The sequence below is a fragment of the Sphingomonas sp. 179-I 2A4 NHS genome (assembly GCF_045369135.1).
In the GTDB taxonomy this organism is placed as follows: Bacteria; Pseudomonadota; Alphaproteobacteria; order Sphingomonadales; family Sphingomonadaceae; genus Sphingomonas.
This window is the reverse complement of record NZ_JBIQFL010000014.1, coordinates 1-26055: the sequence shown is the minus strand read 5'-3', so window position 1 is coordinate 26055 and position 26055 is coordinate 1. Positions and strand designations below refer to the sequence as shown.

Below are 26055 nucleotides of genomic sequence, written 5' to 3'. Positions count from 1 at the left end.
GCCTCAGCCGACCTCTGGAGGTCGCATATACTCCCGGAAATCCTTCATTTCTTCCGCGGTCGGCACCGGCGTGGTAGGCATGAAGCGGATCGTTTCGGCGAGGTCGCGGCGAGTATGGTAGCCTATGATTGAGCCGCCGACGCTCAGTTCATATTCCATGCTGCCTGTGTAGCGATTGGGCATCGCGAGCCCAGGCGCAAAGGCAATCGGTTTGTTCTTGGATTTGCTGCCGCTGACCTCATGCTTGGCAAGGGCAATGCGGATAAACTCGATCGTCGTGAACCCCATCTCGGTCCGCGCCAGATCATCGCGCATCCGTTGTACAAGCTCGGGATTGTCGCGGGCGATTCTGAGCTGCTGCGCGCGAAGCTCCCGATCGTAGTGCTGGTAATTGACCTCGCGTTCCAGATGGGCTGCTTTCAGATCGAAGCCGCCGCTGGACGCAAGTCGGACCACTTCGTCGCACCGCTGGCGCCACGTCCGCAGCAACTCGTAAGCTGCGTAGATCCACATGGGCGAGAGAGCCGTCAAAAGCGCCATCGTCTCAAGCGGTCGATCGTCATCGTGCATGTGCCGCAGAACTTCGCGCTCCATGCCGTTGAGGACATTGTCGATCAGCTCCAGTTGCTGACCCTGCATGACCAGCCAGGGATTGTCGCTGAAACCAGCGAGCGCGTTAAGGGCTGCCGTGAGCTCGGTGGGACCGATATCCTCGGCTCGCCTTGGTCCCGCCTGATCGTCGACTCGAGGCCAGTCATCCTCGCTCATACCGGCGCCTCGCAAGGCTCCAGGATAAGCTGGAGAAGGTCCCCCGGTAGCATTTGTGCGTCGGTGATCGAGAACAGGGTGTCACGCGGGAGTAGGATCTCAAATTCCCCCTGAGCGGCGCCGTCGTGCATGTCGATCGCAGGCGAGCCGGCCGGCAGCCGAAATTCCAGCATGGTGGGGCGGCTCTGGTTGCGGCTGCGCTTGTCGAGGAATGCGTCGCACCAGCTTCGCTCCGTCGATGTCGAGATGTATCCGGGATAACGATAATGCAGGCCCACAAAGCTGGCCGGTGCCCCCTCCAGGGCGCCGCGAACACCCCAGCCATGGCCATGGCCCGACCAGAGCGTCTGCGCACTCAACAGGCGCGACATTGAGAAAACGGCGTCGATGGCGTCGCGTTTTGCACGCGCGCCGGATGAAAACGTGCCGAAGTTCGGATTGTGCGACAGTGCCTCGGTGCGCCCCTGCGCGATCGCATGAAAAAAGGTCGAATCCGCCCCATAGCTTCGCAAGGCCAAGTGCTCTGCCTCGGTTAACTCTCGCTCACGGCCGATCAGGCCGTTTGCAGTTACGATGAGTGCTGTCACAGAAAACCTTCCCCCGCGTGCTCGCGGAACCGCTCATGGTCCCGCACATATTCGGCGACCATCTCGAGCGACGAGTGGCGGCTATGCTCTTTCATCTTGAACAGGTTCGCGCTTTGCCGCCCCGCTTCGGTGAGGAAGCCGGCCCTCAGCGAATGGCCAGAGAACAATTCAGGCGGATAGCCGGCCGCTACGGCTGCGGCCTTGACCACAAGGGCCACGCCCTGCGCGCTCATCGACTTTTCAGTGAGACGACCCTGCGGCGTGAGCTTGCGGAACACCGGACCGCTGCAAATCCCCGCCTTTTCAATCCATGCATTATAATGGTGGACAGGTTCGAGCCTGCGACCATCCAGAATGGCCACGGTTTGGCCATCGCCCTCCTGATCGGTCTTGGAGGAAGGAATCCGGATCAAAAGGCCGCGCGCATCTTCGGCCACCCGGGCGACTGTTACTTCAACGAGCTCGGAGCGTCGGAAGGCGCCTGCCATCCCGATCGCAAGCAGCGCGCGGTCGCGATAGGCGCGCAGGTCATCCCCGGTGATGCTCCTGAGCATGTCGCGCATCACATCGCCATCGGCTGCGCGCTTCTTGTCCGGGAGGTCGTCACGCTTTTCCCGCCGGATCGCGCGCATCGCCTTTTCGAGCCGGGCGGCGTCCGGCTGGGAGGTCGGGGGTTCCAGGTCGGCTGCGCGATGGGCGAACACGATTGCAGCCAGCCGCCGGCCTATGGTCGCCTTGCCAAGCGGAGATGGCGCTTTGCGCGGAAGAACCTTGCCCGTCTTGGTCCGTCGTGGTTCGAGGGGGACAAATCCGGTCTCGGCGAGCAATGTAAGGAACGCGGCCACAGTTGAAGGTGTGGCAGGCAGCGGCCGGTAACCACTTTCGCGACACCAGGCGCAAAACAGCCGCCAATCCGACTTGTACGCGCGCAGCGTGGCATCGGCCGAGGCACGGCCTACATAGCGATCGACACGCTCGCGGTCGTCGGCGGTCAGATCCGGAAGGTAAGGCTCGAGGCTCTCCACGGTATCGAGAAGGACCATCGCACCGGCGAGGACAGCTTCGAGATCGTCAGCTACTTCTGCCGGAGGCGGAGGAGCGGGGGGGACGTCGCCGTTCATCATGGCAATAGTGTCAACCGCGACGGAAGTGGGACTGCCTGAAGGTCTCGCACCTTCATAGGCAGCGATAGAAGATTCACGGCATCCTCATCCTGATCCGCGAGATCCCACTGAAGGTTGAACCGGCGATAGAAGGCCAGGCGTGGATCGTCGTCTTCAACATCCTGCTTGTATCGCTTGAGCTCGACTGGGCGGATGTCAGCATCAGGATGGTGACGCTTCGCCCAATCGACCATGAGGTTGAGGGCGACAGTACCGATGCCCTGGCGATGCCAGGTTGATGGGTCGACAACGTTGAAGCCGTTTGAGAGCCGGACGCCCTGGTGACGACTGAACGAGGCTCCAGCGCGCATCATTATCTTCGCGCCGTCCAGGTCGCGACCCGGAACGAGCTTCAGGGTTTTCGCGCCCTCGACCGCCAGCAGCAGTTCGAGCTGCTCATTCGTATCCGCAGTCTGATGTATGATCAGCGTCACCGGATCCGTTTCACCCTTCACGGTGGATTGCAGGCTGTACCGAGCGACCATGATTTTCGTCCTTGAGTGATCCTTTCGAAGGTATCCAACCTGTAGGTTTCCCTAAAATGGTGGACGCCATCCTACCTACAGCAGCAGCTGAAAAGAGTGGATCTGCGCCCGAAACAGTGGACGGCAGCCGCTCTGTTCCGCCACAACTCGCCTGCCTGAGCGTACCGTACCCAAAAGCACGAATGTGCGGCTAATCGGCCAGCGGCCGTACGTTGGTGATGGTGACGCCGACCTCAGCGCTCGCCAGCGGCCCGTCCGTCGTGAACATCTCCGCTTGTAGGTCAATCGCCAAGGCAAGACACGCTCGGTCACCAAGCGAAAGTCCAAGCGCCTTCGTCGACGGTCGCAGGTCGCCTATGATGAGCGCCTGGGCAGGAGAGAGCGGCCGTACATCGAGGTGCAGCCCGCCAAGAGCCTCACGTACCTCGTCGAGCGGCAATCCTCGGTCCCGAAGCTTGGAGACGACCTCGGCGAGGTTGGTCGTTCCGATAATGCTGCGGGTCAGGACGTCGACTACCCGATCCGCCCCAGGTTCGTCGTTCAGAAGGCAGAGCAGGGCGGAGGCGTCGAGTACGACCTTGCTACTCACGCTCCGCCTCGCGCCGGCGCTCTGCGATCAGCTCGTCAGCCAAACCGACGCCTTCGGGCACATATTTGCGAAGGATCGCGCGAGCCCTTTCGAGCGCCTTAGGCACGGAACGTACCCGTAGCTCGCCATCGTCGACATCGACGAGAACGGTATCACCCGTGGTGATCCCGAGCTCACGGCGCATGGCCGCCGGGATCACGAGTTTACCACCGTCCACGATCTTGACCCTCTGTGCTTCCATCTGCACTGAACTCGCTTGGCTGACCCAACTCTCGGATCATACCGGATATTGGCGCTGACGGATAGCGCGAAGCAGCGCACTTCAGCGCGTTTGGTGATCAGTCGTCGTTCATATCAGCGCCATTAGCTACTTAGACCTGGCTTGCTGAGCTAGGCTCGACAGGATCGGCGTTTGCTATTCCGAGCCGGTTGCCGCAGTGGTGGCTCACATGGGTGTACCCAAATAAGCCGAGCGGGAGTGATGAGCAGATGGCAGGCAGCGAGGTGAAGGCGGCGCGGGTGTACCTTCGTGTGAGTACGGACGAGCAGGACCTGACGCGGCAGGAGAACATCGTGGCTGGCGCGCGGGCGGCCGGCTTCTACGTCGCGGCGGTGTACCGGGAGAAGGCGTCGGGTGCGCGGCCCGATCGGCCGGAGCTGCTGCGCATGGTGGCGGATCTGCAGCCGGGCGAAGTCGTGGTGGCCGAGAAGATAGACCGCATCAGCCGCCTGCCGCTGCCGGAAGCCGAGTTGCTAGTGAGGACGATCCGCGGCAGGGGAGCCCGGCTGGCGGTACCGGGGATCGTCGACCTCAGTGACTTAGTGGCGGACAGCGTGGGCGTGGCGCGCATTGTGCTCGAAGCGGTGCAGGACATGCTGCTGCGCGTCGCGCTGCAGACGGCGCGCGACGATTATGAGACCCGGCGCGAGCGGCAGCGCGAGGGGATCGAGATCGCTAGGAGGGCTGGGCGGTACACCGGCCGAAAGCCCGACCTTGCCCATCACCGCCGCATCGTCGGCCTGCGCGAGGCGGGCATGAGCATCGCGAAGACGGCGGAACTAGCCGGATGCAGCATCGCCCACGTCAAGCGGGTGACCGCCCTTCACCGCGCCAGGACCGCCGCGATACCGCCGACTTCGTGAAGCGAACCGACGGTGTACGCAAAGGAAGACCTTCGCTGTTGATGCCGTGACCGATGCGGCAGTCTACGCCATCTACTTGGACCGCGATACCTCGCCCATCCCGGCTCTGTGTTGGTTACGATCGTGTACGGCGTGTACGGGCCGCGTCGTAGGGTGTTCCGTTGTCCCGTTTCTCCGTGCTTGACCGGCAGTTTCGGGAAAGAGCAATTGGGAACAGGTTTTGGGAAGCGGAGCGTTCGTCGCCCCTTGGATCACCGTGTCCGCCCGGACATCCCGTTGGAGTTTCCTAGTCGGGACGGCAGGTGCCGACCAGCTCAAGACATTCGGCGTCGTCGATGCGAGCGGCGGCTCCTACCGAAACCCGCCATTCGTGTCGCGCAAACAAGCCGGTCGGCTTTGCGCCCTAAAGTCGGTCATTCCGCTTGAAACGGTGCGTTCTCGGAAGCTGCCCGCGGTCATCGGACTGCACGATGAAGCGAACCGCCGATATCCGAAACTTAGCCGCCTGGCGGCTTTCGGGTGAGCCGACGCGGATAGCTGCCACTCGTTGTGCTGCAAGCCGTTCCGAAAAGTTGGCGTCCTAGGGAAGCCGCATCTGCCCGCATGCGTGATCGCCAGCTCACGTATGTTGAGATTGAGGAAGTGGAAACGTCGGCTGCCTGGAGACGCAAAGATCGACTTGCTGATCCTCCTCCAAAGCCTCAGCGACAGCGGTTTGCGTCGATTTATGTCATCCACCAGGATCAGCGGCAGAGGCGTACCCAGCCCCTAATTGTTTAGTCCCGGCATCTGGCGGATCGGATTGACAATCAACCGGTCTGGCTCTGACGTCCAGATCTCGGCGATGTATTCCTAAGGCGTGAGGCCGCTCAGCGTCTTGAGCCGGAGGGCAAAGTTGTAAGCGGCCATGAAGTCGGCGAGGTGCGTCCGGAGCTGGTCGTTGCTTTCATAGTGGAAGCGTTTGACGGTCGCCTCCTTGATGATCCGGTTCATGCGCTCAACCTGACCGTTGGTCCACGGATGGTGCGGCTTGGTGAGCCGGTGTTCGATATCGTTTGCCTCGCAGATCATGTCGAAGCGCATCTGACGTGACCAGGCGGTGGTCCGGTTGCGTGGCTGCTTGGCGAGCTGAATGCCGTTGTCTGTGAGAATCGTGTGAATGCGGTAGGGCACCGCTCTCAGTAGGTGTTCCAGGAACTTCTACGCGGTCCGTCGATCAACAGTGCCTCGGCCAACCCATGCTCAACGAGATCGAAGCTGTCTATGAACTCGCTTCCTTCGAGGCGACTGGCTTGCGCCAGCACCGCGGCCGCGTGGTCGAGGCGGAGAGCGGCGCAGCTCAGATCCGCGAGGTCGCAGCGACTGCCATGTGCAACGGCGATGGTTGAAACAGGAACAGCGGAAGTTGGCCGGGCTCATTCGTCAGGTCAGTCATGCGATCTTTCCGTCAGCTACAATCCGGCTCCTGCCACCGGACAAGAGCGCATCTCGCTGGCTGACCACACACTCATGCCAGCAGGGAGTGGACAGGACTGTGGCTAGCTCAAGTCCCGGGGGAAGGCCTGCGGCTCCGGGTAAATTCCGGATTGCTGCTTCTCCAACAAGGATTGACATCCAGCGCTGATTACGCGGAAGGTGGGATGGCGACGTTATAAACTCGGAGATGCGATACCGATGCGCCTTGAACTGAGCATCATTCGTGACTTTCCGTACTTCCCTACACTATCCAAAAGCTGTCCTGTGATTGTTTAATGTGAGTTAAGCTATAAAGCATGTTAATCAAAAAAACAATGATGATAGTGTTCGAAGGATGGAGCAATGAGTCTAACTGGGAAGCTGTTTCCGTCAGTCGGAAACCGGATATAACCGACTGCCGTCACACGGATACACGTACGCTAATTTGTTCGTTGCGTATAATAAGTCGATAAAAGAAGGGGGGCTTACACACTCATGATTTCGCTCACGAAGAGCCAGTCCGTCAGCTTGACCAAGGAAGCCAAGAAAACCCTCACCAAGATTTTGCTGGGCGTGGGCTGGGACGTAGCGAAGGCGAAGGGGTTTTTCGGTCGAGTTCTCGGCGGCGCCGATAGCATCGATCTGGACGCTTCGGCCATCTTGTTCGACGCTCGCCAGGGCGTTGTGGACACCGTCTGGTTTGGCCAGCTCCAAAGCGTCGATGGTTCCGTACGTCATAGCGGCGACAATCGCACCGGTGAGGGCGACGGTGATGACGAGACGATCGAGATCGCACTCGACCGTCTGCCTGGCAACGTTGAGCACATCGTTCTGACGGTGAACAGCTTCCAGGGCCAGACTTTCGACAAAGTCGAAAACGCTTACGGCCGCGTCGTCGATGGCACCAACAACAGCGAACTCGCTCGCTTCGACATCTCGGATAGCGGTTCGCATACCGGTCTCATCCTTGGCGTTCTCTCGCGCGCCGGCGGCGAATGGAACTTCAAGGCGGTGGGAACGCGCACCAGCGGGCGTACCGTCCGGGATCTGGCGCACGTCGCTGCCAGCGCAATCTGAAGCGCACGGAGCCGGGGCTCAACTGATCCCGGCTCCATTCATTCATAACAGGGGGGATTTGATGCAGCTTCAGCGCGGTGAAAAGCGCGGTCTGTCTGAGTTGGGCATTGGCACAAAATGCGCAGTGAAAGTCGACTTCGGCCTCGGTGGCGTCGACATTGCCGCCTTCGGGCTGAACAGCGCAAAGGTGATCGGTGATGATCGCTATGTCGTGCTGTTCTCCAACACGTCGTCGCCGGAAGGCGCGATCCAGCTGCAGGCTTATTCAGACACAGCTACCTTCACGCTCGATCTGGACCGGCTTCCGACGTCGATCGATCGCATCGTTTTCACGGCGACTCATGACAAGCGTCCAATCGCTGAATCCCGCCCGCTGGTCGTCAGCATCAACGGTAACCAGGCGACCTTCGATGTCTCCCAGCATCTCACCACCGAGAAGGCGGTGATGATGATCGAGATCTATCGCCATTTCTCGGGATGGAAGATTGGCACCATCGCAGCTGGCTTCGCCGGCGGCCTGGCTGCTCTGATTGCACACTTCGGTGGTGAAGTGGCGGACGCTCCCGCCGCGGCACCTGCACCAACTCCGCCTCCGCCGCCTCCGCCTCCGCCGGCTGCGCCGGTATCGCTGAAGAAGATCTCGCTCGAAAAGAACAACTCCGTCGTCAGCCTTAAAAAGACCGGGGAGACGTTCGGCGAAATCATCCTCAACCTCAATTGGAACCAAGGTTCCGGCAGCAGCGGCTTCTTCGGAGGATCGAAGAAGGTTGATCTCGACCTAGGCGTCCTCTTTGAGTTGGACGATGGCTACCGCGGCGTCGTGCAGGCCTTGGGGCGCACCTTCGGCAGCTATCACGAAGAGCCATGGATCGAACTGTCAGGCGACGACCGCACCGGGGCTGTTACCGGCGGCGAGACGATCCGGGTCAACGGTCGGTTCTTCGATCGCATCAAGCGTATCGGCGTGTTCGCCCTCATTTATGAGGGTGCGCCGAACTGGCAGAAGACTGACGGGGTCGTCAAAATGAACATCCCGGGACAACCCGAAATCGAAGTTCGCATGAACGAAGGTCACAGCAACAAGCGTCTCTGTGGCGTGGCAGTCATCGATAATGTTGATGGTGAACTGCAGATGCAGCGTCACATGAAATATTATCCGAGCCAGAAAGAGTTTGCCGATGCAGTCGGCATCTACCTGAACTGGGTGGGCGCTACAAAAGACTAGCCGGCCTTTCTGGACCGCCCTCGGCACCACACCGAACGGCGGCCTACAGGCCTCCATCAATTTCGATCTGTCGCCACGGCACCAGATCTCCATCCGGAGGGGGATCAATGAAAAACTTCGCAGGATCGATCGTCTTTACGATCATCTGTCTCATTCTCGCCGGCCTCGCCGGTTATGCCGAAACCGGTCTGCTTGGTGCAGCTCTCGGCATGGTATTCATCGCCGCCATCCTCGGCGTGATGGAGACCTCGCTCAGCCTCGACAATGCCGTCGTCAACGCGTCCATCCTCAAGAACATGGATGCTAAGTGGCAGCGGCGCTTCCTGACCTGGGGCATTCTGATCGCCGTCTTCGGCATGCGCATCGTGTTTCCGATCGCTATCGTGTCGGTCGCAGCTGGCGTTAGCCCATGGGAAGCGGCGCGCATCGCGCTCACCGACCACAAGCTATACGAAGACATCGTCACCGGTGCTCACATCGGCATTTCGGGCTTCGGCGGCGCCTTCCTGATGCTGGTCGGCCTCAACTTCTTCTTCGACGCTGACCGCGAGCATATGTGGATCGGCGCTATCGAGAAGCCGCTGATGGCCATCGGTCGCATTCCGTTTGCACCATACATCATGACCTCGATCATCATCGTCGCGCTTTCGTTCCTAATCAGTGGCAGCGAGCAGCAGACATTCCTGATCGCCGGCCTCTCGGGCGTCCTCACCTACCTGGCGGTCCAGAAGTTCGGCGACATGATGGGTGGTGAAGAGGACATGGTCACCGGCAAGATCGTTCGTTCGGGCGCCGGCGCCTTCGTCTACCTCGAGTTTCTGGACGCGTCGTTCTCCTTCGACGGCGTGATCGGTGCATTCGCGATCACCAACAACATTATTCTGATCGCGCTCGGCCTCGGCATCGGCGCCATGTTCGTCCGGTCGATGACGATCGCCCTGGTTCGCGGCGGACACCTGTCGGAATTCCGCTACCTGGAGCCGGGCGCCTTCTACGCCATCATCGCGCTTGCGACGATCATGCTCCTGAGCATCCGCGTCCATACGCCGGAAGTCATCACCGGTCTGATTGGTGCGACCTTCATTGGCGTCGCGCTTTGGGCCTCCATCCGACACAAGAAGCTCTTCCCCGGCGAATACGAGGAAGACGGTCGTGCGGAGGCTATCCTGCCCACAGGCAACGTCGTGCCGAACGTCCGCACCCAGTGATCCTTAGTCCCGGCGGCGGGGTCGCTGCCGGGGAACGCCCGATGAGGGCGAGGGTCATCATTCCCGGCGTGCTGTCGGCGGATTGCACCAACCGGCTTCACTCACCCGCCAAGTAAAAGATGAAAGGACTACCGAATGGCAATTTCGCTTTCCAAGGGTGGCAATGTCTCGCTCTCGAAGGAAGCACCCGGTCTCGACGCCATCATGGTCGGCCTGGGCTGGGACGTTCGTGCTACCGACGGTCAGGACTTCGACCTCGACGCCTCGGCGTTTCTGCTGAACGCCTCGGGCAAGGTCCGCAACGATTCCGACTTTTGCTTCTACAACAACAAGATCGTCGCCGGCGGGGCCGCCGAACACCAAGGCGACAACCGCACCGGTGAAGGCGAAGGCGACGACGAGCAGATCAAGATCACGCTCTCGAAGGTGCCGGCCGACGTCGACAAGATCGCGGTCGTCGTGACCATTCACGATGGCGAGAAGAACGGCCAATCGTTCGGCCAGGTCTCGAACGCCTTCATCCGTCTGGTCGACGAGAAGACCGGCAAGGAAGTCGTGCGCTATGACCTATCGGAAGACGCCTCGGTCGAGACTGCGATGATCCTGGGCGAAGTCTATCGCCACGGCAACGACTGGAAGTTCCGCGCCGTCGGCCAAGGCTTCAAGGGCGGCCTGGGCCCGCTCGCCTCGAACTACGGCGTCAACATCGGTTGATCGTTGCCGCACCGGTCGGGGAGGTTCCTCTTCGACCGTCTTCATTCCAGCGCGAAAGATCGTTTCACATGGCAGTTTCGCTTTCCAAGGGCGGCAACGTCTCGCTCTCCAAGGAGGCTCCCGGCCTCACCTCCGTCACGGTCGGTCTCGGCTGGGACGTACGCAAGACCGATGGTCAAGCCTTCGACCTCGACGCAGCAGCCTTCGTGCTGGGCGAAAATGAGAAGGTCCTCTCGGACGCTCACTTCATCTTCTACAACAACAAACTCTCGACCGACGGTTCGGTGACCCACCACGGCGACAACCGCACCGGTGAAGGCGACGGCGATGACGAGAAGATCACGATCGACTTCTCGAAGCTGCCGCAGGCCGTGAAGAAGGTCGTCATCGCGGTGACCATCCACGAGGGCCAGGAGCGCGGCCAGAACTTCGGTTCGGTGTCGAACGCCTATGCTCGTGTCGTCAACGACGCCGACGGCAAGGAACTGGCTCGCTACGACCTGTCGGAAGACGCCAGCACCAACGCGGCCATGGTGTTCGTCGAGCTGTATCGTTCGGCAACCGGCGAGATCAAGGTGAAGGCGATCGGCGAAGGCTGGCAGAGCGGCCTGGGCGGCCTCGCCAACGCGATGGGCGTCAACATCGGCTGATCCGACCGGCGATAACAACACCACGATAGGAGGGCCGCCGAGCCGAATAAGCTTGGCGGCCTTCTTCAGTTTCTGACCGATAGGAATAGGCCATTGAAGACGATGACCCCCGGCGAGAAGCGCGCCGTATCTGGCCTGACGACCAGCCGGATGATCGAGATCGCCGTCACCCATGAGCCGTCGGACATCGACATCGTTGCCTTTGGTCTCGACGCCAATCGTAAGATCGCTGACGACCGCTACACCATCCTATTCAGCAATGAGCGCAGTCCAGAAGGTGCGATCACCTTCCGCAAGGGCGGCAACTCCACATCGATCATCGTTGATCTCAACCGACTGCCGCAGTCGATCGATCGCATCTCGATCACCGCCACTCACGACAACATGCCGCTTCGCTCAGCTCGTGCGCTTTCCGTACAGATCGCTGGCGCCGCACAGATCAACGCGCTCGCCGGTCTTGGCGACGAGAAGGCCCTGATGCTGCTGGATCTGTACCAGCATAATGGCACGTGGCGTGTTGGGGCTGTCGTGCAAGGCTTTTCCGGCGGCCTCGCCGATCTCGTGAAGCACCTTGGTGGCGAAGTGGCCGATGAGCCCACCGCTGCAGCTCCGCCGGCGCCATCACCCGTTGCTCCGCCTCCGCCTCCCCCGCCGGTGTCGCTGAGCAAGATTGACCTGCGAAAGCAAAAGGTTGGCGTGACGCTCAAGAAGCTCGGCATCGAGCACGAAATGGCCGAGGTGAAGTTCGTCATCGACGCCAGCGGATCTATGGCAGGGCTATACGCCGATGGCACCGTGCAGGAGACGGTGGAGCGTCTCGCTCCGGTATCTCTTCGTCTCGACCAAGACGGCGTCATGCCGACTTGGTTCTACGCATCCGAGTGCAAACGCGTAGAGGACCTTACCGCCACCAATCTTGAAGGTTTTGTCTCCCGCACCTGCCCATCGCCGGGCGCCAAGATCGGCGCACAACCCACTGGGGAGAAGGGTATGTTTGGAGGGGCTCGGACCAGGGGCGGCAAGTCCATCGGCTACGGAAACAATGAGCCTCTGGTCATGAACGCCATCCTCGCTCAAGAGCCCCCAGTTCGTACCGAACCACTGCTTATCATCTTTGTCACCGATGGTGGCATCACCCGATCCGCCGAGATCGCCGACATCCTGACCCGCACCTCGAATCGCCCAATTTTCTGGCAGTTCGTTGGAGTCGGCAAGGCTAACTATGGCATCCTGCGCAAGCTCGATACCTTGCCCGGCCGCGTGGTCGACAATGCAGGCTTCTTCAGCGTCGACGACCTCACGAAGATCAGCGACGACGAGCTCTACGAGCGGATCCTCTTCGAATTTCCGCAGTGGCTCAAGGACGCGCGCCAACACAATATTCTGCGCTGATCCTCCCGCTGCACTCCCTCCTGCACAGGCACACCATGCGCATTTGGTTCAACCGCGGTTTCTCGCTAGCTCCCATCGCCCGGGCCATGATGGCCGCCGACCCGGCCCTCGAGGTCATCGTCAGCACTGCCGAAGGGAAACCGATCTACGAAGGCCCTTCGCAGACTTGGGTTGAGCCAAAAGCGAAGGGAGTGGATTACCTCGCCTGGGCTTGTCGGCAGATCATCGATCACGAGATCGACGTCTTCGTGCCGACAGCCCGGCGGCACCTATTCGCCGGCGGCGGCCTTCCGTGCCGTGTTCACCTCCCGGCGGATCTGGACACCCTCGAACTCCTCGAGGACAAGTTCCTCTTTTCGGAGGCGCTGAAGAACGAGCCCTGTCATCTCGCGACCTTCACCGCCCACAGTGCTGCTGATCTCGCTCGCATCGTCGAGCGCTTCCGCGCCACGAATGACAACGTCGATCCATGCGTGAAGCCGCGAGAAGGCGTGAATGGTCAGGGCTTTTGGACGCTCACCAAAGCCAATCCTCTGTCTCACCTGATGGATCCCGATGCACGTCGCATCCGCCAGGATATCTATCTTGATGCCCTGCGGGCTGCGGAAGCCACCGCTGAAATTGAACCTCAGGTCGTCATGCCTTTCCTCCCAGGACCAGAGGTGTCTTTCGATATCCTCTCCCATGAGGGATTGGCGCTGAAATACATCGCGCGCACCAAGAACGGCACGCGCCAGCGGCTTCAGTCCAGCCATCCTCTGGAGAACGACGCAAAAAGCCTCGTTTCTCGCTTCCAGCTCCATGGTGTGGTGAATATCCAGTTCCGGAAGGCCAGCGATGACAGCTGGAAGGTTCTCGAGATCAACGCACGGCCCGCCGGCGGCTCGGTCTATGCAGAGCAGTTCGGATCTGCCCTCCTCGCCGAGTGGGGCGGCCTTCTCACCGGCCGCCTGACACCGGACATGGTGAGCAAGCCGAATATTGACCTCGAAGTCGAGATCGAGACGAGCGTGCGTCCGCGCACACGTGAGCTTGCCGCATGAGCAGCTTCCAGTCTGGGCAGCGGATCGAGCTTTCTGAGGGCGCTTCTGGCATCTTCCATTTCGCCGGCAACGATACTCGGATCGCTGTCGCGGCAATCGCCGCAAATGGGGCCATCACACCGCTGTCACGGCATTCGCTAGGGGCATGGCATCTTCCCGCATTTGCCGATCCGGGTGAGCACTATGAGGTGGTGGCCTACATCACTGACGATCGGGATGGCGGGTTCGTAAATCCATGCTACCCGCTCGATCTCGAGATAAACGGCCAGCGGTATTCCCTACCCAAACCAGCGCAGAGCCTGGCAGCGGTCATTCTCGCCGGGGTCTATGCGAAATCCGGCAAGCTCCGCCTCAAGGTGTCCAACGAAGGCTTCACCTTCGGCGCCGACGCCTACCTGCGCGCACGTAACCTTGGCCACCTTCAGCTGCCGCGGCGATCTTCCTCGTCGCAGCCCGACGAGGTGCGAGACCACAATTCCCGTCCGCGGCGCCCGAGCGGCACGCCTGGCTCAGCACTGGCCAGCGGAAGCGGTGTCATTGTCGGGCACAACCTGGTCGTGACGAACGCGCATGTCGTCGAAGCCGGCAGAAGCTTCCAACTAGGTCGAACTCACAACCCGCTGACGCTGATCGCTGTCGACGAAGATCACGACCTTGCTCTTCTGCAGGGCGACGTCGGCGGCACACCGCTACCCATTCGTTTGACCACGCCAATCTGGCTCGGCGAGAGCATCATGGCGTCGGGTTATCCGCTTATGGATCTCTTGGGTGCTGATCTCAAAGTTACCACCGGCAACGTGTCTGGCCTGAGCGGCAAAGCCGGGGACATCTCCCGCTTCCAGTTCACCGCACCGATCGCCTCGGGTTCGTCCGGCGGCGCTGTTATCGACGACTTCGGCAATCTGGTAGGGATCACCTCCGCGTCGCTCGCCCACGAGAACATGCGCGAGCGCGGCAGCATCTCCGAGAACGTGAACTTCGGCATCCGGGCCTCGCTCGTCTTTGAGATGGTCGCGGCCACCGGCAAGCCCCTCCCGTCGATCGGCCCCTTGGGAAGCGGGACTCGCCGGGAAGTTGTCGATCGCCTTCGTGAATCCGTCGTCAGCATCATCGTCTTGGCTTGAGGTCACTCATGGGCTTTCGGTTCTCCAAGCGCATCCAGATCCTCCCCGGTGTCAGGATCAATTTCTCCAAGGGCGGCGCATCCCTGAGCGTCGGACCACGCGGCACCTCGGTAAGTTTAGGCAAGCGCGGCGTATACGGGAATGTTGGCGTTCCAGGCACCGGCCTCAGCTGGCGAGAGCGCCTGGATCAGCCCTCGGGTGGGTCCTCCAGCGCTTCTGGAGCGAGCCGTGGCCGCTCGGCCCTATGCATGCCAGAGACCGTTACCGTTCGACTGGTCGATGATACGGTCCACTTCTTCAATCAGGATAACGGTCCACTGGACGCGTCGCTCCTCTCGACAGCCAAGGCCGCGATGAAGGACGAGATCCAGACCTTCCTCAAAGACCGCGAAACCGCGCGCAACGATGTGATTGATAGCCTCCGCCGGCTTCATCACGACATTCCCGTCACCACGCAGACGCTGCGCTCTTCGGACATGGGCAAGCCGAAGCGGGAGCAATATCCGTCGCAAGAAGCCTTCATGGAGGCTCTGATGACCTGGAACGCCGCACGCGCAAACGGTGAGGTCGGCGCTGACGAGCTCGCCGACGGTCTTCTCCAGACGCTTGGCGATCTTCAGTGGCCTGCGGAGACCAACATAGCAATCTCGTTCCATAAGGGGCGCCTCCTCCTCGACGTTGATCTCCCTGAGATCGAAGACATGCCAACGACCCGCTGGAAAGCAGTGATGACCCGGCTCAGTCTTGAAGAGAAGCCAGTGTCTCAAAAGGAAGTCGCAGGATTCTATTTTGATCACGTATGTTCGATCATCGTCAGGTTGATCGGACATGCCATGGCAACGTCCGATGCGATCCGATCGGTTGCTGTCTCGGCGTACACCCAGCGCAATACTGCCACGGGACATGTCGATGACGAGTATGTCGCAATCGTAGAAGTCAGTCGAAGTGCTTGGGACGGGATCGATCGAAGCCAGATGGCTTCAATCGATCCCCACAACCTCCTCCGGCATTTCGGTGCAAAAATACAGGCAAATGCTCGCGGCGTTCTGCTCGTGCAAACGCCCCTAAGCTGATGGTATTTGCGTGACCAATGATCTCATTCTGGCCCGTAACGCGGTGCTCACGGAGAAAACTCTAATGCCAAGCGCAATTCGCGCTCCTGCTGAACAGGAGACGCGTCGCACCCACGAGGTTGAGCTTCCCACTGGCTCCTTGGCTCTCGAAGTCGAGGCGGGCCCAGACCTGTCCGAATTGTGCGAGTTCGCTGCGCGCGCAAACCCCAAGCGTGGCTTCCTGATCGTCTCCAAGGTTCTTGGGCGGCATCTCCCCGCGCGCCCGGCCGACATGCGTCAAACCATGGGTCAGCTCGCAGCTTCCTTGCCCCACGACCTATCTCAGCCAGTGGCCTTCCTCGGCATGGCTGAAACAGCGACAGCGCTGGGGCAGGGGGTGTTCGCTGCCTACCAGGCGCGCCATCCCGATGTCCTCTCGATCTATCTCCAGACCTCCCGCCAGGTCGTTGAGGGCGCGACGACGATCGCCCGCTTCGAAGAGGGGCACAGCCACGCCACCTCGCATCTGGTCCAGATCACGGATGAAGATGTCCTCGCCACTGCGCGCAATGCTCGCACCCTCGTGATCATCGATGACGAATGCAGCACCGGAAACACCTTCGTCTCCGGCGTTGAAGGCATGCGCGACGCCATGCCGCATCTCGAGCGCGTAGAGACATGCTGCATCACCGACTGGAGCGGCGGCGCATATCTCTCACGGATGCCACTGCCATCCACTGGCCACTCCATCATCGCCGGCACGATGAGGTGGACTCCCGGGGCCACCAACACCGCCCCGCCGCTTGCTGCCGGTTCAAACGGGACGGGCGCCGCGCCGTCGTCCGGAATGCGCAGCCGGTCGGGTTTGCGCTGCGCCGAAGCGTCCAATCGCCTGCCAGTCACGGCGTCGTCAGGCGAACGTATCCTTGTGTTGGGCGACGGCGAGCATTCGTATGAGGCCCTGCTGATCGCTGAGGAGATCGAACGTCAGGGCGGCGTCGCTGCCGTCCAGAGCATCACCCGCACGCCCGCGACGCTTGGCCATGCCATGAAGACCGTCTCGCGGTTCACCGACGCTTACGGATCGGGGGCCCCGTGCTTCCTTTACAACATCCTGCAGCATGGACCGGATAGGATCATAATCGCCTGCGAAATCCCTGGGCACCAGGCCGACGAAGCTGTGCTCTCTGTGAGAGACCTTGGAACCGATGTTCCTGCCGAATTGGTCCTTTGCACATATGAAAAGAGATAAGCCAATCATGCTGATCCTGACTGATCTCGACGACACGCTGTTCCAGACCCGTCGCAAGTGCCCGTCGGGCGATGGCGAGCTCACCCCTATGAGCTTCCTCGCCGACGGCTCAGAGAGCGGCTACGCGACCACGAAGCAGGCCGAATTCATGGCGTGGCTCAACAATGGCGTCGTGGTACCGGTCACCGCCCGAAGCCGTGAGGTTCTTGGCCGCGTCAAGATCAAGCAGGAGCCGGCTATCACGTCCAACGGCGGCTGCATCATTCTTGCCGACGGCCAGGTCGACAAGAAATGGCACGCTATCCTCGAAACGGCGGCCGCCGTGGGTGAAAGCGTGCAGGACGTCTATCACCGCATGACCGCCGGCCTCGATGCCGAGACCTTCCGCCACTGGATCGTATCCGAGAATGGCCTCGATCTCTACGTGGTGATCAAGGACAATGTCGCGAACGGCGCGTCGCTCGACCAAATCCAGGCCTCTATCCCGGAAGGCTGGCGCGTTCACCGAAACGGCAACAACCTGGCATTCCTCCCCGGCTGGCTGAACAAGCGCGATGCCGTGCGTTATCTGATCGCGATTGTCCGCCAGCGTGATGGCGAAGTTCCCATCATCGGGGCCGGCGACAGCCATTCGGACGTGGGCTTCATGGACCTTTGCGACTTCGCAATGACGCCCACCAACTCGCAGCTTTGGAAGAGCGTGATCAAGGAGAGCAACTGGTGCTGATCGCTGATCATCCAGCCACGGCTACCTGTTTCTCCGGCAGCTATGATCCGAGCGACGTGCAGATCCTTCTGAAGCCCGTCGACATCGATCCGACGCCGGTCAACGAGAAGGAGCTGCTGATCCAGTCCGGCGCCAAGCACTATTCCGAGATGCTGTCGGCCGAGAAGGTCCCGGACGAGCGCTATATGGCGCTCTATGCGGAGGCCCTTGCGCGCAACGCCTCGCGGTTGAAGATGGACATCCACCATCTCGCCGCGCGCATTACCACACGTCCTCAGACCAACCGCGAATGCGTGGTTGTCTCGCTGGCGCGCGCAGGCACGCCGATCGGCGTGCTCCTGAAGCGCGAACTCGAACGGATTGGTATCACCACTCACCACTACTCCGTCAGCATCATCCGCGGCCGCGGCATCGATGAAAATGCCCTGCGTTTCATCAAAGAGAGACACGGGGTCGAGACGACCCTGTTCGTCGACGGCTGGACGGGCAAGGGGGCCATTACGAAGCAGTTGCTAGGTTCTCTTCGCGAGAACGACCTCGGCTTCGAAGCCTTCCTAGCGGTAATCGCAGATCCCGCCGGCCGCGCGCACCTCGCAGCAACTACCGAAGATTATGTCATCCCGAGCGGCCTGCTCAATGGCATCGCTTCCGGGCTCATCAGCCGATCTGTTCTGAATGATGACGTGGTCGGCCCAGGCGACTTTCATGCCTGCCGGTACATGAGCGAATTCGCTCACGCCGACATCAGTGCAGCATTCATCCATGCGATTGAAAGCGCCCCAACGCTCTCGGACCGTCTTCCCGACTGGACTCCCGTGAGCGCCGCGGCCGCGCAGGCATCTTGTGAGCGCATGCTTCGTGAGCTCATGGCCAAGGATGACGTCGGCGACGTTAATCGCATCAAGCCAGGCATCGCCGAGGCGACCCGCGCTATCCTGCGGCGCGTTCCCGACAAGCTCTACCTCAGCGATCTGAATGACCCCGAGGTCCAGCACATGATTCACATCGCGAACCAGTCTGGCGTCCCGATCGAGCGGAGAGATCTGTTCACCTATCGAGCAGTTACCATCATCAAGAAAGTTGGAGGCGATCAAGAATGAACGCCATCGCTCTTGGGGCAACGCTCTACGTCCCAGTCCTTCGTCCGAACCTGATCGACATCGTTCGTGGCAAACACCACGCGCTGCGCTCGATTGTCATCTGCCTGGAGGACTCCCTTCGCGAAGACCAGGTGGTCGATGGCATAGACGCCTTTGTCAAGAATCTCGCTATCATCGCCGATCTGCCGGAACGGCTGACCGTCTATGTGCGCCCACGTGACATCTCGATGATGCACTCGATGCTAGGTCTCTCCAACATCCATGCGATCAACGGCTTCGTCATGCCAAAGGTCGACACGGGCAACATCGCACACTGGCTCGCACCCATGACGACGAATGAGCATTGCTTCATGCCTACGATTGAAGGTCCAGAAGCCTTCGACCGTCGCGCCCTTGAGCAACTGTGCCGCCAGCTCGAACCTTTCAGCGATCGCGTCACGGCAATCCGTACCGGCGGCAACGACATCCTGAACGTGCTCGGCGTTCGTCGGTCGAAGTATCGAACGGCGTATGACGGACCGCTCGGCAACGTCATTCGCGATCTGGTATCGACGTTCATTCCTGCCGGCTTTGCCGTCTCAGCACCGGTGCTCGAGCATTACAGTTCGCTCGACCTACTCCGTGAAGAAGTTGAGCAGGATATCGAGCACGGCCTTCTCACGAAGACTGCGATCCATCCGTCCCAGGTAGAGGTCATCCACGGCTGCTTCCAGCCGTCGGCCGCAGAACTGTGCGAAGCGCGCTCCATCCTCGACGTCAACGCCCGCGCGGTGTTCGCCTCCGGCGGCAGCATGTGCGAGCCGGCAACTCATCGCCGGTGGGCGGGGACAGTCATCGAGCGTGCTCACCACTTCGGCGTGCGGCAGGACGACAATCTGCGGGCAGTGATGGTCGCCTAAAAGGAAGGCCTTCTCTGCGCGCTTGAGGCGTATCTGGAAGCCCTGAGATGAGGCTTCTGGACTTTAGCCACTAGCGCTTTCTAGCGACTTTTGTCTCAATGCTCTCTGGGGCCGACGCGAAAGCAGAACATGACCGATCTCACCCTTACTGCTCCGGATCCTGTCGCAATTGTCCTCGTCGAGAAAGCAGCGGGTCTCGTACCGGTGGCGAACGATGTGCGCTCTCAGCTGGAGGTGAAGGTCGATGGCTTCGTCAACGACCTGCTTGTCCAAGATGCGCAGAGCCCCGAGTTCGGTGCAAAGGTGAACCAGCTGACGAACATCGGTCAGAAGGAAATCAACGCTCTCGCCGGACAGTCGAACCGCTTCCTCGATCGCTCAACCAAGTCGATCGACGGCGGCGTCGGCAATTCCCTGGTCGAGCTGCGCCAGGTTGTCGAGCGGCTCGATCCTAGCCGTGAAGGGAATCTCCTCAAGCCGCGCAAGCTGCTCGGCCTCATTCCCATCGGCAACAAACTGACGGCTTACTTCGACCGCTACACGTCGGCGCAGGGACACATCCAGGGCATCTTGAGCGCCCTGACCCGCGGCAAGGACGAGCTGCTGCAGGATAACATCGCGGTCGACAGTGAGCGCGCCAAGATGTGGGAGTTGATGGGCAAGCTCGAGCAGATGATCGTCATCGCCAAATCGCTCGACACCAAGCTTGGGGACAAGGCCAACGATCTCGACCACGCGGATCCTGCGAAGGCCAAAGCCATCCGCGAGACCGCGCTGTTCTATGTTCGTCAGCGACAGACCGATCTGCTCACGCAGATGGCCGTGACGGTTCAGGGCTATCTCGCGCTCGATCTGATCAAGAAGAACAACGTTGAGCTCATCAAGGGCGTCGATCGCGCCTGCACGACCACGATCAGCGCACTCCGCACGGCTGTCACCGTTGCGCAGGCCCTGACGAACCAACGCCTCGTTCTCCAGCAGATCGAATCCCTGAACTCGACGAGGGCGAACATCATCGACTCCACCGGCAACCTGCTGCGCGACAACACCAGCCGCATTCATGAGCAGGCCGCCTCGGCAACGATCCAGGTCGAGGTTCTCCAGCGCGCCTTCGCAAACATCTACGCCACCATGGATGCTGTCGATGAGTTCAAGCTGAAGGCTCTCGACAGCATGAAGGCGACTGTCACCACGCTCTCCAACGAGAGCGAAAAGGCCGAAGCCTATATCGCCCGTTCGCAGGGCGCCTCGCGGTCGAGCGAAGTTAGTCCGCTGTTGAGTGCAACGTGATCCGCCTTCTCCTTCTCCTATCCCTTTGCCTCACCTTTGGCTATTTGGTGCTCCGTATGCGCGGGACTGGCTTCTTCCGGCGACTGGTGAGCGGGTTTAGTCCCGCGCCAACGGCTATGCCGACGTCACCGGCTATCCCGCCTGTCATTGTCAACTATGACGACGACCGGGTTCCCAATAGTTCGAAGGGGCGCGTCACCCGCATCCTGGCCTCCCTCACAGAAGCTGAGAAGGCGATGCACCGGGAGCATATACCGGGATTCAGCCAAGCTGATGTCATCCAGATGCGCGAGCAGCACCTGCCAAAGCTCATCAAGAGCTACATCGACATCCCATCCGAGCATAGATCCGAGATCTTCCGAAAAACCGGAAAATCTGCCAGCTTCATCCTGAATGAGAGCCTAGACCAGATGCAAGGCAAGATCGACGAGATCCTGCGCAACCTCGCCCAACACGACATCGACGCCTTCACCAACAACACGAAGTTCATCAGCCAGCGCTACACGAACAGCAATCCGTTCGACAGATGAGAGAACTGGGCCTAACCGCCACTTAGGGCGGCTAGGATGATGCAACGGATAATACGGGCGGCCGCGTCCCACAGGACGGAACCGTCTCCTACAGTCTCACCAGACTGCTAGCCTAGAGCCGGACTGTCGTCCGTCCGATACGGCGTCGGTGAACGAACGGCGGGTTACAGCGGATCAGCCATTCTTTGAGATAGCTTTGAACGGCCGAGTTTGGCCGGTAGTCAACGCGCGCAAACGGCAGCTATCGCCATATGCCGGTCCGGAACCGGACATTCGCCTATCGGCCAGCCTCGGTCGACATCTGGCAGCCGGTTGGCGCAGCGCTGGAAGTCGGCTCCTGGCAAGACTTGCCATTCGACACATCATCTAGGAGCGGCAGAAATGTCCCACATCACGCCATTTGGGACGGCTGAGAGCGTCCCGCTATTCGATCCCAATCGGGAAAGCCAGTGCCGGACCAAGCCTCGCCATCGGTGTAACGCATGGTCGTATGCTCAGTCATATGCCTCACTCTTATCTAAGAGTGAGACCCTGTCAGGTCATTTAGGGGGCCACCTCAAACAGCCCGATCGGTCGTCAACGTGTACGGTTAATTTGCGCGAATTTCGATCGAACTAACCGGATAATCCCTAATTGTCGTATATTTTGTCCTTTCTCAATGCGGGTTTGCAAATATCCAAAATATTACCCTCTTACACCTGGGAAAACAGGACAAAATTGACCATCTTAAAATGACCTTCACACCGCCGTACTACTGGCATCGTACCACCCAGAGGAAGATGTGACATGGCATTTAAGGCGGAACTTTTTCGTAAGAAAATGAAGGCGTGTGGGGCCAGCCAAAAACAGCTGTCCGAAAAAATCCAGTGCGATGTGCGCTCAGTCAGTCGCTGGGCCAATGGCCACCAGATACCCAAGAGCGCCTCTATCGTGAAGCTGGCCGAAGCGCTTGGTTGCAGCCCCAAGGACTTCGACCCGGACTTTGCGGACAGCATGGAAGGCGTCATCGTTTCGGGCCGGGTGTCGGCAGCGTCGCACAATGCCTACGCGGCCATGAAGCTAGTTTTCAACGTTTCGCAGACCCAGATCCTCGAACTGGCGCCAATCCTGTTCGCGACCGTCGCGGCCCGGGCGCTCCAGATCCCCGGCGATGACGATGCCTTCTTCGCGGCGCATGAGTGCGAAGCGAGGAACCGGGGCATCCGCATCGGAAGGTTTGGAAGCCCGGACGAAGTCGAAGGTCTGGACCTCGATCGCGAGGCAGTCCGTAATCACAAATGCTTCGGGCTCGAACCAGAACAGGGTTCAACGGCTCTTCCGCGCAATCTCTTCTTCGAGGTATTGCGCCGGATGGTCGCGGAAACCGACAATGCGGTCAGCATCGATATGTGGGATCAAAACTGGCCCGACCATGTGCCCGATGCCAACGGCTTCAATCCCCACGTTGCCTTGCTTGATCTCGTCGCCGAGGGAGATCCGGAAATCACCCGCAGGCTGGTCCGCGGCGAGGTGCGCTTCTCCACCAGTATCGACAAGGCCGAGATCGCGAACAAGGGCGACCTGAACCAGCTGGCCGAGCTCATTCGTAAGGATCTGGCCGACCAAGCGGCCGCGCACCACGCGATGCTCGAGGACCAGCGGCGAGCAAGCCAGGCAAAGCTCGATCAATGGCGCCAGGGCTACGAACTGGAGCATCCCGAATGGGCGCAGGAATACGAGAAACTGACAGCAGCGCTTTGCCATCCGGCAGAATGGTATCCGGCCTACTACTCAGACAAGACGATTGAGGAGGCCCGTGCCAATCCCTTCGCAGAAACCCGCTTCGTTGACGACGCGCGGTACCCCGCCCCTTTCGCCTTCCGTAGGCGGTTCAAGCACGAGCCCGAACCTAGTTACCCTTGCACTAAGGCTGACGTCGAGAGGTTCGAGGAACTTCAGGCGCATCGCACCGCATCAAAGGCTGCGTTCGAGGGAGGCAGCCAGTGAACCCGTTCGATTGCCGCCGCCCCACCTCGTGCGCCGCCGCGGGCACGAAACTCAGCAGACACGCGGCGCTGCGCAGCCAGCAACGCAGCATGTCACCAGACATCATCGATGCCGTCATCGACTTCGGCCAGGAGCGCCACGCAGGTGGGGGATGCTTTAGCTATGCCTTCACCGATCGCACCTGGCGGCGGTTCGTCGAGCAGGTCGGGTCAGACGCCCGCCGGCTTGAGCGCGCCCGCAGCGCTTACGTGATCGTCGCTGAAAACGGCCTCGTCGTCACCACCGCCTGGATCCACTGATCGGGAGGCTACCGGCCCGAAGGTGCCAGGAAGGTACTGCGGACCGGGAGTAGCACGTGCAAACAACCGGTAAACGTCCGTTTTAGGTTTTTGCAATAACACACTTTTGAATTTCTGAAAAAGGTTGCTCATGTCCCGTATCGTCGAACCTCCCCGGAACGAACTCGACAGTCTGAGGCAGCCGCTCACTGCTGGCGAGCGCTTGGTGTTTGATCAACTGGATCGCGAACTGGACGAGGCCTGGGAGATTTACCTCCAGCCCCACCTCAACGGCACACGCCCAGACTTCGTGCTCCTTAATCCGACTGTCGGCATCGTCGTGATCGAGGTGAAGGACTGGAACTTCGACGCGATGCACTATTTTATCAAAACGCGAGACAACGGCCACGCCGAACTCTACGCTCGAAAGGGTGACGAGGAATTTGCCATCCCCAACCCGTTTTCAAGGATCAAGGAATACAAGGAAGCGATCTTCAATATATACTGCCCCCGCCTGCCCGAAAAGGCAGGATTCGGCACGATCACGCCCCTCGTGATCTTCCCATTTGCTCCCCGGGACCAGATACTGGAGCTTCAAAAGCGCTTTCTGAACGACAAGGAACAGGAAAACCGGGAAACTTGGCTCCCCGTCGCCGGGAAGGAAGACATGATGGCAGGCGGCCTGAAACGCAGGATCCCCTTGCTCAAACGTGAAGGTCAAACGGTCATGCGGCCATATCACGCTGCCGACATGCGGAAATGGCTCGTCGAACCCGATTTTGCCAAAACCCAGCGCGAACCGCTGGTCATGGACAGCAACCAGCGGACCATGACGAACACGAGAACCCCATCGGGCTATCGCCGCATCAAAGGGCCAGCGGGATCGGGCAAATCGGTGGTGCTGGCCGGTCGCGCCGCTCGGCTTGCCAGCGAGGGCAAATCGGTCCTCATTGTCTCGTTCAACATCACGCTGTGGCACTACCTGCATGACATGATCGTGCGCGGCTTGCGCGATCTCGTCGTGAACGGCAGATCCGTGTCGAAGCCGATGAGCGGAGTAACGTTCACTCATTTTCACGGGTGGTCCAAACAGGTCTGCCAGCACAGGCGGATCGAACACCTGGGGTTCCTCGATCGATACAGCAAGATCATGAAGCCGATCGCCGAGATTCAGAATAATCCAAGCCTCGATCCTAAAGAGAAGAAGCGGCGAATCAGTGCGATCAGTGGCCCAATCCTGAATGATCAGGTTCCTCGCTTAGCCGGAGAGGCTGCGCGTGCGCTCAGCCAATTCGAACAGTTCGATGCCGTGCTTGTCGATGAGGGACAGGATCTCCTGCCCCAGTGGTGGGACGCCCTGCGCAAAATTTGCCGCACGGATGGTGAAATGGTGCTGGTCGCCGATGTCACTCAGGACGTTTACGGCACAGCCGGGAACTGGACCGAAGAGGTGATGTCGGGAGCCGGATTCAAGGGGCCCTGGGCCCAACTCAAGGTCGGCTACCGCGTCCCTTCCGCTGCCCTGGGCCTCGCGAGGGACTTCGCCACGCGTTACCTACCCGCAGAATCGCGCGATTTGCCTGAACGTGACCAGGCTAGCCTCGAACTGGACGAAAGCTCGGTTCGCTGGATCCAATGTTCAGAGCAGGAGGCCGTCGCGAAGTGCACATATGCAGTGCATCAAATGAAATACAATGTGAAAGACAATAGCACGTCCAACAGCGACATCGTGTTTCTCTGTGATTCAATCGATCACGGTCAAAAGGTGGTCGACCAGTTGGAAACATACACAGGATATAAGCACAACATCGCCCACACTTACGAACATGACAAGGCGAAGGAAGGCCGCCTGAAAATGGCATTTTGGATGGGTCAACCGCGCATCAAGGCCACGACCTTTCACAGTTTCAAAGGATGGGAGACCCGGCTTCTCGTAGTTTACATCGCTAGCATCCGCGAATATAAAAACTGCACCGCAATTTATGCTGCACTCACTCGCTTGAAGCGTCATCCAGCTGGCAGTCATATAATTGTCGTTTGCTCGGAGCCTAGACTCGCAGAATTTGGCAGGCGTTACAACGAGATGGTCAGCTAAACCTAAGGTGCGGCATACGTATGACCTTCGGGTAGTCATGGGGATAGTCCACATCAATGGGTCCAGACCGTGGTGTAAGATGGGTACCCCCATCAACGTGTCTCTCGGCGATGGGGGCGGTGCAACGGCTGAGAAGTCCCATATTAGGGGTCGAATCCGGCTGAGGGCGAAATGACACCCTAAGCCTCGGCACCCTTCGGCCAGAGGTATTCGCCGGTGAGGA

The 26055-nt window shown here is 60.1% G+C and carries 26 protein-coding genes and 1 pseudogene; 20 read left to right on the top strand and 7 right to left on the bottom strand.

From position 1 onward, the window contains the following. Window positions 1–3: 3 nt before the first annotated feature. The 6 genes from ACH0CP_RS16755 to ACH0CP_RS16730 all read right to left on the bottom strand — a co-directional run bounded on the left by ACH0CP_RS16755 (window position 4) and on the right by ACH0CP_RS16730 (window position 3833). Window positions 4–768, bottom strand: coding sequence for a hypothetical protein (locus tag ACH0CP_RS16755; protein WP_020819854.1), 765 nt, complete (start codon window positions 766–768; stop codon window positions 4–6). Next, the gene (locus ACH0CP_RS16750; protein ID WP_080993660.1) at window positions 765–1355 is read right to left on the bottom strand and encodes an ADP-ribosyltransferase; all 591 of its coding nucleotides are present in this window, start codon (window positions 1353–1355) and stop codon (window positions 765–767) included. Before ACH0CP_RS16750 ends, ACH0CP_RS16755 begins: the two co-directional genes overlap by 4 nt. After that, window positions 1352–2476, bottom strand: a complete 1125-nt coding sequence (locus ACH0CP_RS16745; RefSeq protein WP_241211911.1) for a tyrosine-type recombinase/integrase — start codon at window positions 2474–2476, stop codon at window positions 1352–1354. Before ACH0CP_RS16745 ends, ACH0CP_RS16750 begins: the two co-directional genes overlap by 4 nt. Beyond that, window positions 2476–3003: a GNAT family N-acetyltransferase gene (locus ACH0CP_RS16740; protein ID WP_020819857.1), complete on the bottom strand. Its 528-nt coding sequence runs from the start codon at window positions 3001–3003 to the stop codon at window positions 2476–2478. The genes ACH0CP_RS16745 and ACH0CP_RS16740 overlap by 1 nt, the downstream gene beginning before the upstream one ends. A 190-nt stretch (window positions 3004–3193) precedes the next feature. After that, complete coding sequence (locus ACH0CP_RS16735) at window positions 3194–3592, bottom strand: type II toxin-antitoxin system VapC family toxin (RefSeq protein WP_066781968.1); 399 nt, start codon at window positions 3590–3592, stop codon at window positions 3194–3196. Then, window positions 3585–3833, bottom strand: a complete 249-nt coding sequence (locus ACH0CP_RS16730; protein WP_018251286.1) for an AbrB/MazE/SpoVT family DNA-binding domain-containing protein — start codon at window positions 3831–3833, stop codon at window positions 3585–3587. Before ACH0CP_RS16730 ends, ACH0CP_RS16735 begins: the two co-directional genes overlap by 8 nt. A 248-nt stretch (window positions 3834–4081) precedes the next feature. On the opposite strand from ACH0CP_RS16730, the gene ACH0CP_RS16725 reads away from it, so the two are divergent. Beyond that, the gene (locus tag ACH0CP_RS16725) at window positions 4082–4735 is read left to right on the top strand and encodes a recombinase family protein (protein WP_406889855.1); all 654 of its coding nucleotides are present in this window, start codon (window positions 4082–4084) and stop codon (window positions 4733–4735) included. Window positions 4736–5503: 768 nt separating this feature from the next. Here the strand turns inward: ACH0CP_RS16725 and ACH0CP_RS16720 are convergent. Next, window positions 5504–5794: pseudogene (locus ACH0CP_RS16720) on the bottom strand (integrase core domain-containing protein); the annotation flags it as partial. Between the two features lie 179 nt (window positions 5795–5973). Between ACH0CP_RS16720 and ACH0CP_RS16715 the strand changes: the two are divergent. The 19 genes from ACH0CP_RS16715 (at window position 5974) to ACH0CP_RS16625 (ending at window position 25832) form a co-directional block, all read left to right on the top strand. After that, the gene (locus tag ACH0CP_RS16715; protein ID WP_406889853.1) at window positions 5974–6123 is read left to right on the top strand and encodes a hypothetical protein; all 150 of its coding nucleotides are present in this window, start codon (window positions 5974–5976) and stop codon (window positions 6121–6123) included. 562 nt (window positions 6124–6685) lie between these two features. Then, entirely contained in the window at window positions 6686–7267 is a 582-nt protein-coding gene (locus ACH0CP_RS16710; protein ID WP_406889851.1) for a TerD family protein, read from the top strand. 61 nt (window positions 7268–7328) lie between these two features. Beyond that, window positions 7329–8492 (top strand): TerD family protein, encoded by a 1164-nt coding sequence (locus ACH0CP_RS16705; protein WP_406889849.1) that lies wholly within the window; start codon window positions 7329–7331, stop codon window positions 8490–8492. 107 nt (window positions 8493–8599) lie between these two features. Next, window positions 8600–9700 carry a DUF475 domain-containing protein gene (locus ACH0CP_RS16700; protein WP_406889847.1) on the top strand — a complete coding sequence of 367 codons (1101 nt, stop codon included), beginning with the start codon at window positions 8600–8602 and terminating at the stop codon, window positions 9698–9700. Window positions 9701–9835: 135 nt separating this feature from the next. Then, complete coding sequence (locus ACH0CP_RS16695) at window positions 9836–10414, top strand: TerD family protein (protein WP_406889846.1); 579 nt, start codon at window positions 9836–9838, stop codon at window positions 10412–10414. A 68-nt stretch (window positions 10415–10482) separates the two neighbouring features. Next, window positions 10483–11064, top strand: coding sequence for a TerD family protein (locus tag ACH0CP_RS16690; protein ID WP_406889844.1), 582 nt, complete (start codon window positions 10483–10485; stop codon window positions 11062–11064). Between the two features lie 102 nt (window positions 11065–11166). Beyond that, complete coding sequence (locus ACH0CP_RS16685; RefSeq protein WP_406889872.1) at window positions 11167–12456, top strand: VWA domain-containing protein; 1290 nt, start codon at window positions 11167–11169, stop codon at window positions 12454–12456. A gap of 35 nt (window positions 12457–12491) precedes the next feature. Next, entirely contained in the window at window positions 12492–13499 is a 1008-nt protein-coding gene (locus ACH0CP_RS16680) for an ATP-grasp domain-containing protein (protein ID WP_406889842.1), read from the top strand. Further along, window positions 13496–14623 (top strand): S1C family serine protease, encoded by a 1128-nt coding sequence (locus ACH0CP_RS16675; RefSeq protein ID WP_406889840.1) that lies wholly within the window; start codon window positions 13496–13498, stop codon window positions 14621–14623. Before ACH0CP_RS16680 ends, ACH0CP_RS16675 begins: the two co-directional genes overlap by 4 nt. A gap of 8 nt (window positions 14624–14631) precedes the next feature. Then, complete coding sequence (locus ACH0CP_RS16670; RefSeq protein WP_406889838.1) at window positions 14632–15696, top strand: DUF4236 domain-containing protein; 1065 nt, start codon at window positions 14632–14634, stop codon at window positions 15694–15696. A gap of 10 nt (window positions 15697–15706) precedes the next feature. Beyond that, window positions 15707–16927 carry a phosphoribosyltransferase domain-containing protein gene (locus tag ACH0CP_RS16665; RefSeq protein ID WP_406889836.1) on the top strand — a complete coding sequence of 407 codons (1221 nt, stop codon included), beginning with the start codon at window positions 15707–15709 and terminating at the stop codon, window positions 16925–16927. A 7-nt stretch (window positions 16928–16934) separates the two neighbouring features. Then, window positions 16935–17654: a sucrose-6-phosphate hydrolase gene (locus tag ACH0CP_RS16660; protein ID WP_406889834.1), complete on the top strand. Its 720-nt coding sequence runs from the start codon at window positions 16935–16937 to the stop codon at window positions 17652–17654. Continuing rightward, window positions 17648–18754, top strand: a complete 1107-nt coding sequence (locus ACH0CP_RS16655) for a cysteine protease StiP family protein (RefSeq protein ID WP_406889832.1) — start codon at window positions 17648–17650, stop codon at window positions 18752–18754. Before ACH0CP_RS16660 ends, ACH0CP_RS16655 begins: the two co-directional genes overlap by 7 nt. After that, complete coding sequence (locus tag ACH0CP_RS16650; RefSeq protein WP_406889831.1) at window positions 18751–19653, top strand: HpcH/HpaI aldolase/citrate lyase family protein; 903 nt, start codon at window positions 18751–18753, stop codon at window positions 19651–19653. The genes ACH0CP_RS16655 and ACH0CP_RS16650 overlap by 4 nt, the downstream gene beginning before the upstream one ends. Window positions 19654–19782: 129 nt before the next feature. Next, complete coding sequence (locus tag ACH0CP_RS16645; RefSeq protein ID WP_406889829.1) at window positions 19783–20943, top strand: toxic anion resistance protein; 1161 nt, start codon at window positions 19783–19785, stop codon at window positions 20941–20943. Beyond that, window positions 20940–21473, top strand: a complete 534-nt coding sequence (locus ACH0CP_RS16640) for a hypothetical protein (RefSeq protein ID WP_406889827.1) — start codon at window positions 20940–20942, stop codon at window positions 21471–21473. The genes ACH0CP_RS16645 and ACH0CP_RS16640 overlap by 4 nt, the downstream gene beginning before the upstream one ends. Before the next feature lie 786 nt (window positions 21474–22259). Next, window positions 22260–23459 carry a helix-turn-helix domain-containing protein gene (locus tag ACH0CP_RS16635; RefSeq protein ID WP_406889825.1) on the top strand — a complete coding sequence of 400 codons (1200 nt, stop codon included), beginning with the start codon at window positions 22260–22262 and terminating at the stop codon, window positions 23457–23459. Then, entirely contained in the window at window positions 23456–23758 is a 303-nt protein-coding gene (locus ACH0CP_RS16630) for a hypothetical protein (protein WP_406889824.1), read from the top strand. The genes ACH0CP_RS16635 and ACH0CP_RS16630 overlap by 4 nt, the downstream gene beginning before the upstream one ends. Before the next feature lie 130 nt (window positions 23759–23888). Then, window positions 23889–25832 (top strand): NERD domain-containing protein, encoded by a 1944-nt coding sequence (locus ACH0CP_RS16625; RefSeq protein WP_406889822.1) that lies wholly within the window; start codon window positions 23889–23891, stop codon window positions 25830–25832. The last annotated feature ends 223 nt before the right edge of the window (window positions 25833–26055 follow it).

Excerpts from the sequence above, each read along its gene's own strand:
- ACH0CP_RS16700 (WP_406889847.1), top strand. The coding sequence starts at position 8,600 with ATGAAAAACTTCGCAGGATCGATCGTCTTTACGATCATCTGTCTCATT.
- ACH0CP_RS16745 (WP_241211911.1), bottom strand. The coding sequence starts at position 2,476 with ATGAACGGCGACGTCCCCCCCGCTCCTCCGCCTCCGGCAGAAGTAGCT.
- ACH0CP_RS16680 (WP_406889842.1), top strand. The coding sequence starts at position 12,492 with ATGCGCATTTGGTTCAACCGCGGTTTCTCGCTAGCTCCCATCGCCCGG.
- ACH0CP_RS16645 (WP_406889829.1), top strand. The coding sequence starts at position 19,783 with ATGACCGATCTCACCCTTACTGCTCCGGATCCTGTCGCAATTGTCCTC.
- ACH0CP_RS16705 (WP_406889849.1), top strand. The coding sequence starts at position 7,329 with ATGCAGCTTCAGCGCGGTGAAAAGCGCGGTCTGTCTGAGTTGGGCATT.
- ACH0CP_RS16715 (WP_406889853.1), top strand. The coding sequence starts at position 5,974 with ATGCTCAACGAGATCGAAGCTGTCTATGAACTCGCTTCCTTCGAGGCG.
- ACH0CP_RS16725 (WP_406889855.1), top strand. The coding sequence starts at position 4,082 with ATGGCAGGCAGCGAGGTGAAGGCGGCGCGGGTGTACCTTCGTGTGAGT.
- ACH0CP_RS16635 (WP_406889825.1), top strand. The coding sequence starts at position 22,260 with ATGGCATTTAAGGCGGAACTTTTTCGTAAGAAAATGAAGGCGTGTGGG.
- ACH0CP_RS16675 (WP_406889840.1), top strand. The coding sequence starts at position 13,496 with ATGAGCAGCTTCCAGTCTGGGCAGCGGATCGAGCTTTCTGAGGGCGCT.
- ACH0CP_RS16730 (WP_018251286.1), bottom strand. The coding sequence starts at position 3,833 with ATGGAAGCACAGAGGGTCAAGATCGTGGACGGTGGTAAACTCGTGATC.
- ACH0CP_RS16690 (WP_406889844.1), top strand. The coding sequence starts at position 10,483 with ATGGCAGTTTCGCTTTCCAAGGGCGGCAACGTCTCGCTCTCCAAGGAG.
- ACH0CP_RS16650 (WP_406889831.1), top strand. The coding sequence starts at position 18,751 with ATGAACGCCATCGCTCTTGGGGCAACGCTCTACGTCCCAGTCCTTCGT.
- ACH0CP_RS16710 (WP_406889851.1), top strand. The coding sequence starts at position 6,686 with ATGATTTCGCTCACGAAGAGCCAGTCCGTCAGCTTGACCAAGGAAGCC.
- ACH0CP_RS16695 (WP_406889846.1), top strand. The coding sequence starts at position 9,836 with ATGGCAATTTCGCTTTCCAAGGGTGGCAATGTCTCGCTCTCGAAGGAA.
- ACH0CP_RS16670 (WP_406889838.1), top strand. The coding sequence starts at position 14,632 with ATGGGCTTTCGGTTCTCCAAGCGCATCCAGATCCTCCCCGGTGTCAGG.
- ACH0CP_RS16660 (WP_406889834.1), top strand. The coding sequence starts at position 16,935 with ATGCTGATCCTGACTGATCTCGACGACACGCTGTTCCAGACCCGTCGC.
- ACH0CP_RS16685 (WP_406889872.1), top strand. The coding sequence starts at position 11,167 with ATGACCCCCGGCGAGAAGCGCGCCGTATCTGGCCTGACGACCAGCCGG.
- ACH0CP_RS16755 (WP_020819854.1), bottom strand. The coding sequence starts at position 768 with ATGAGCGAGGATGACTGGCCTCGAGTCGACGATCAGGCGGGACCAAGG.
- ACH0CP_RS16740 (WP_020819857.1), bottom strand. The coding sequence starts at position 3,003 with ATGGTCGCTCGGTACAGCCTGCAATCCACCGTGAAGGGTGAAACGGAT.
- ACH0CP_RS16625 (WP_406889822.1), top strand. The coding sequence starts at position 23,889 with ATGTCCCGTATCGTCGAACCTCCCCGGAACGAACTCGACAGTCTGAGG.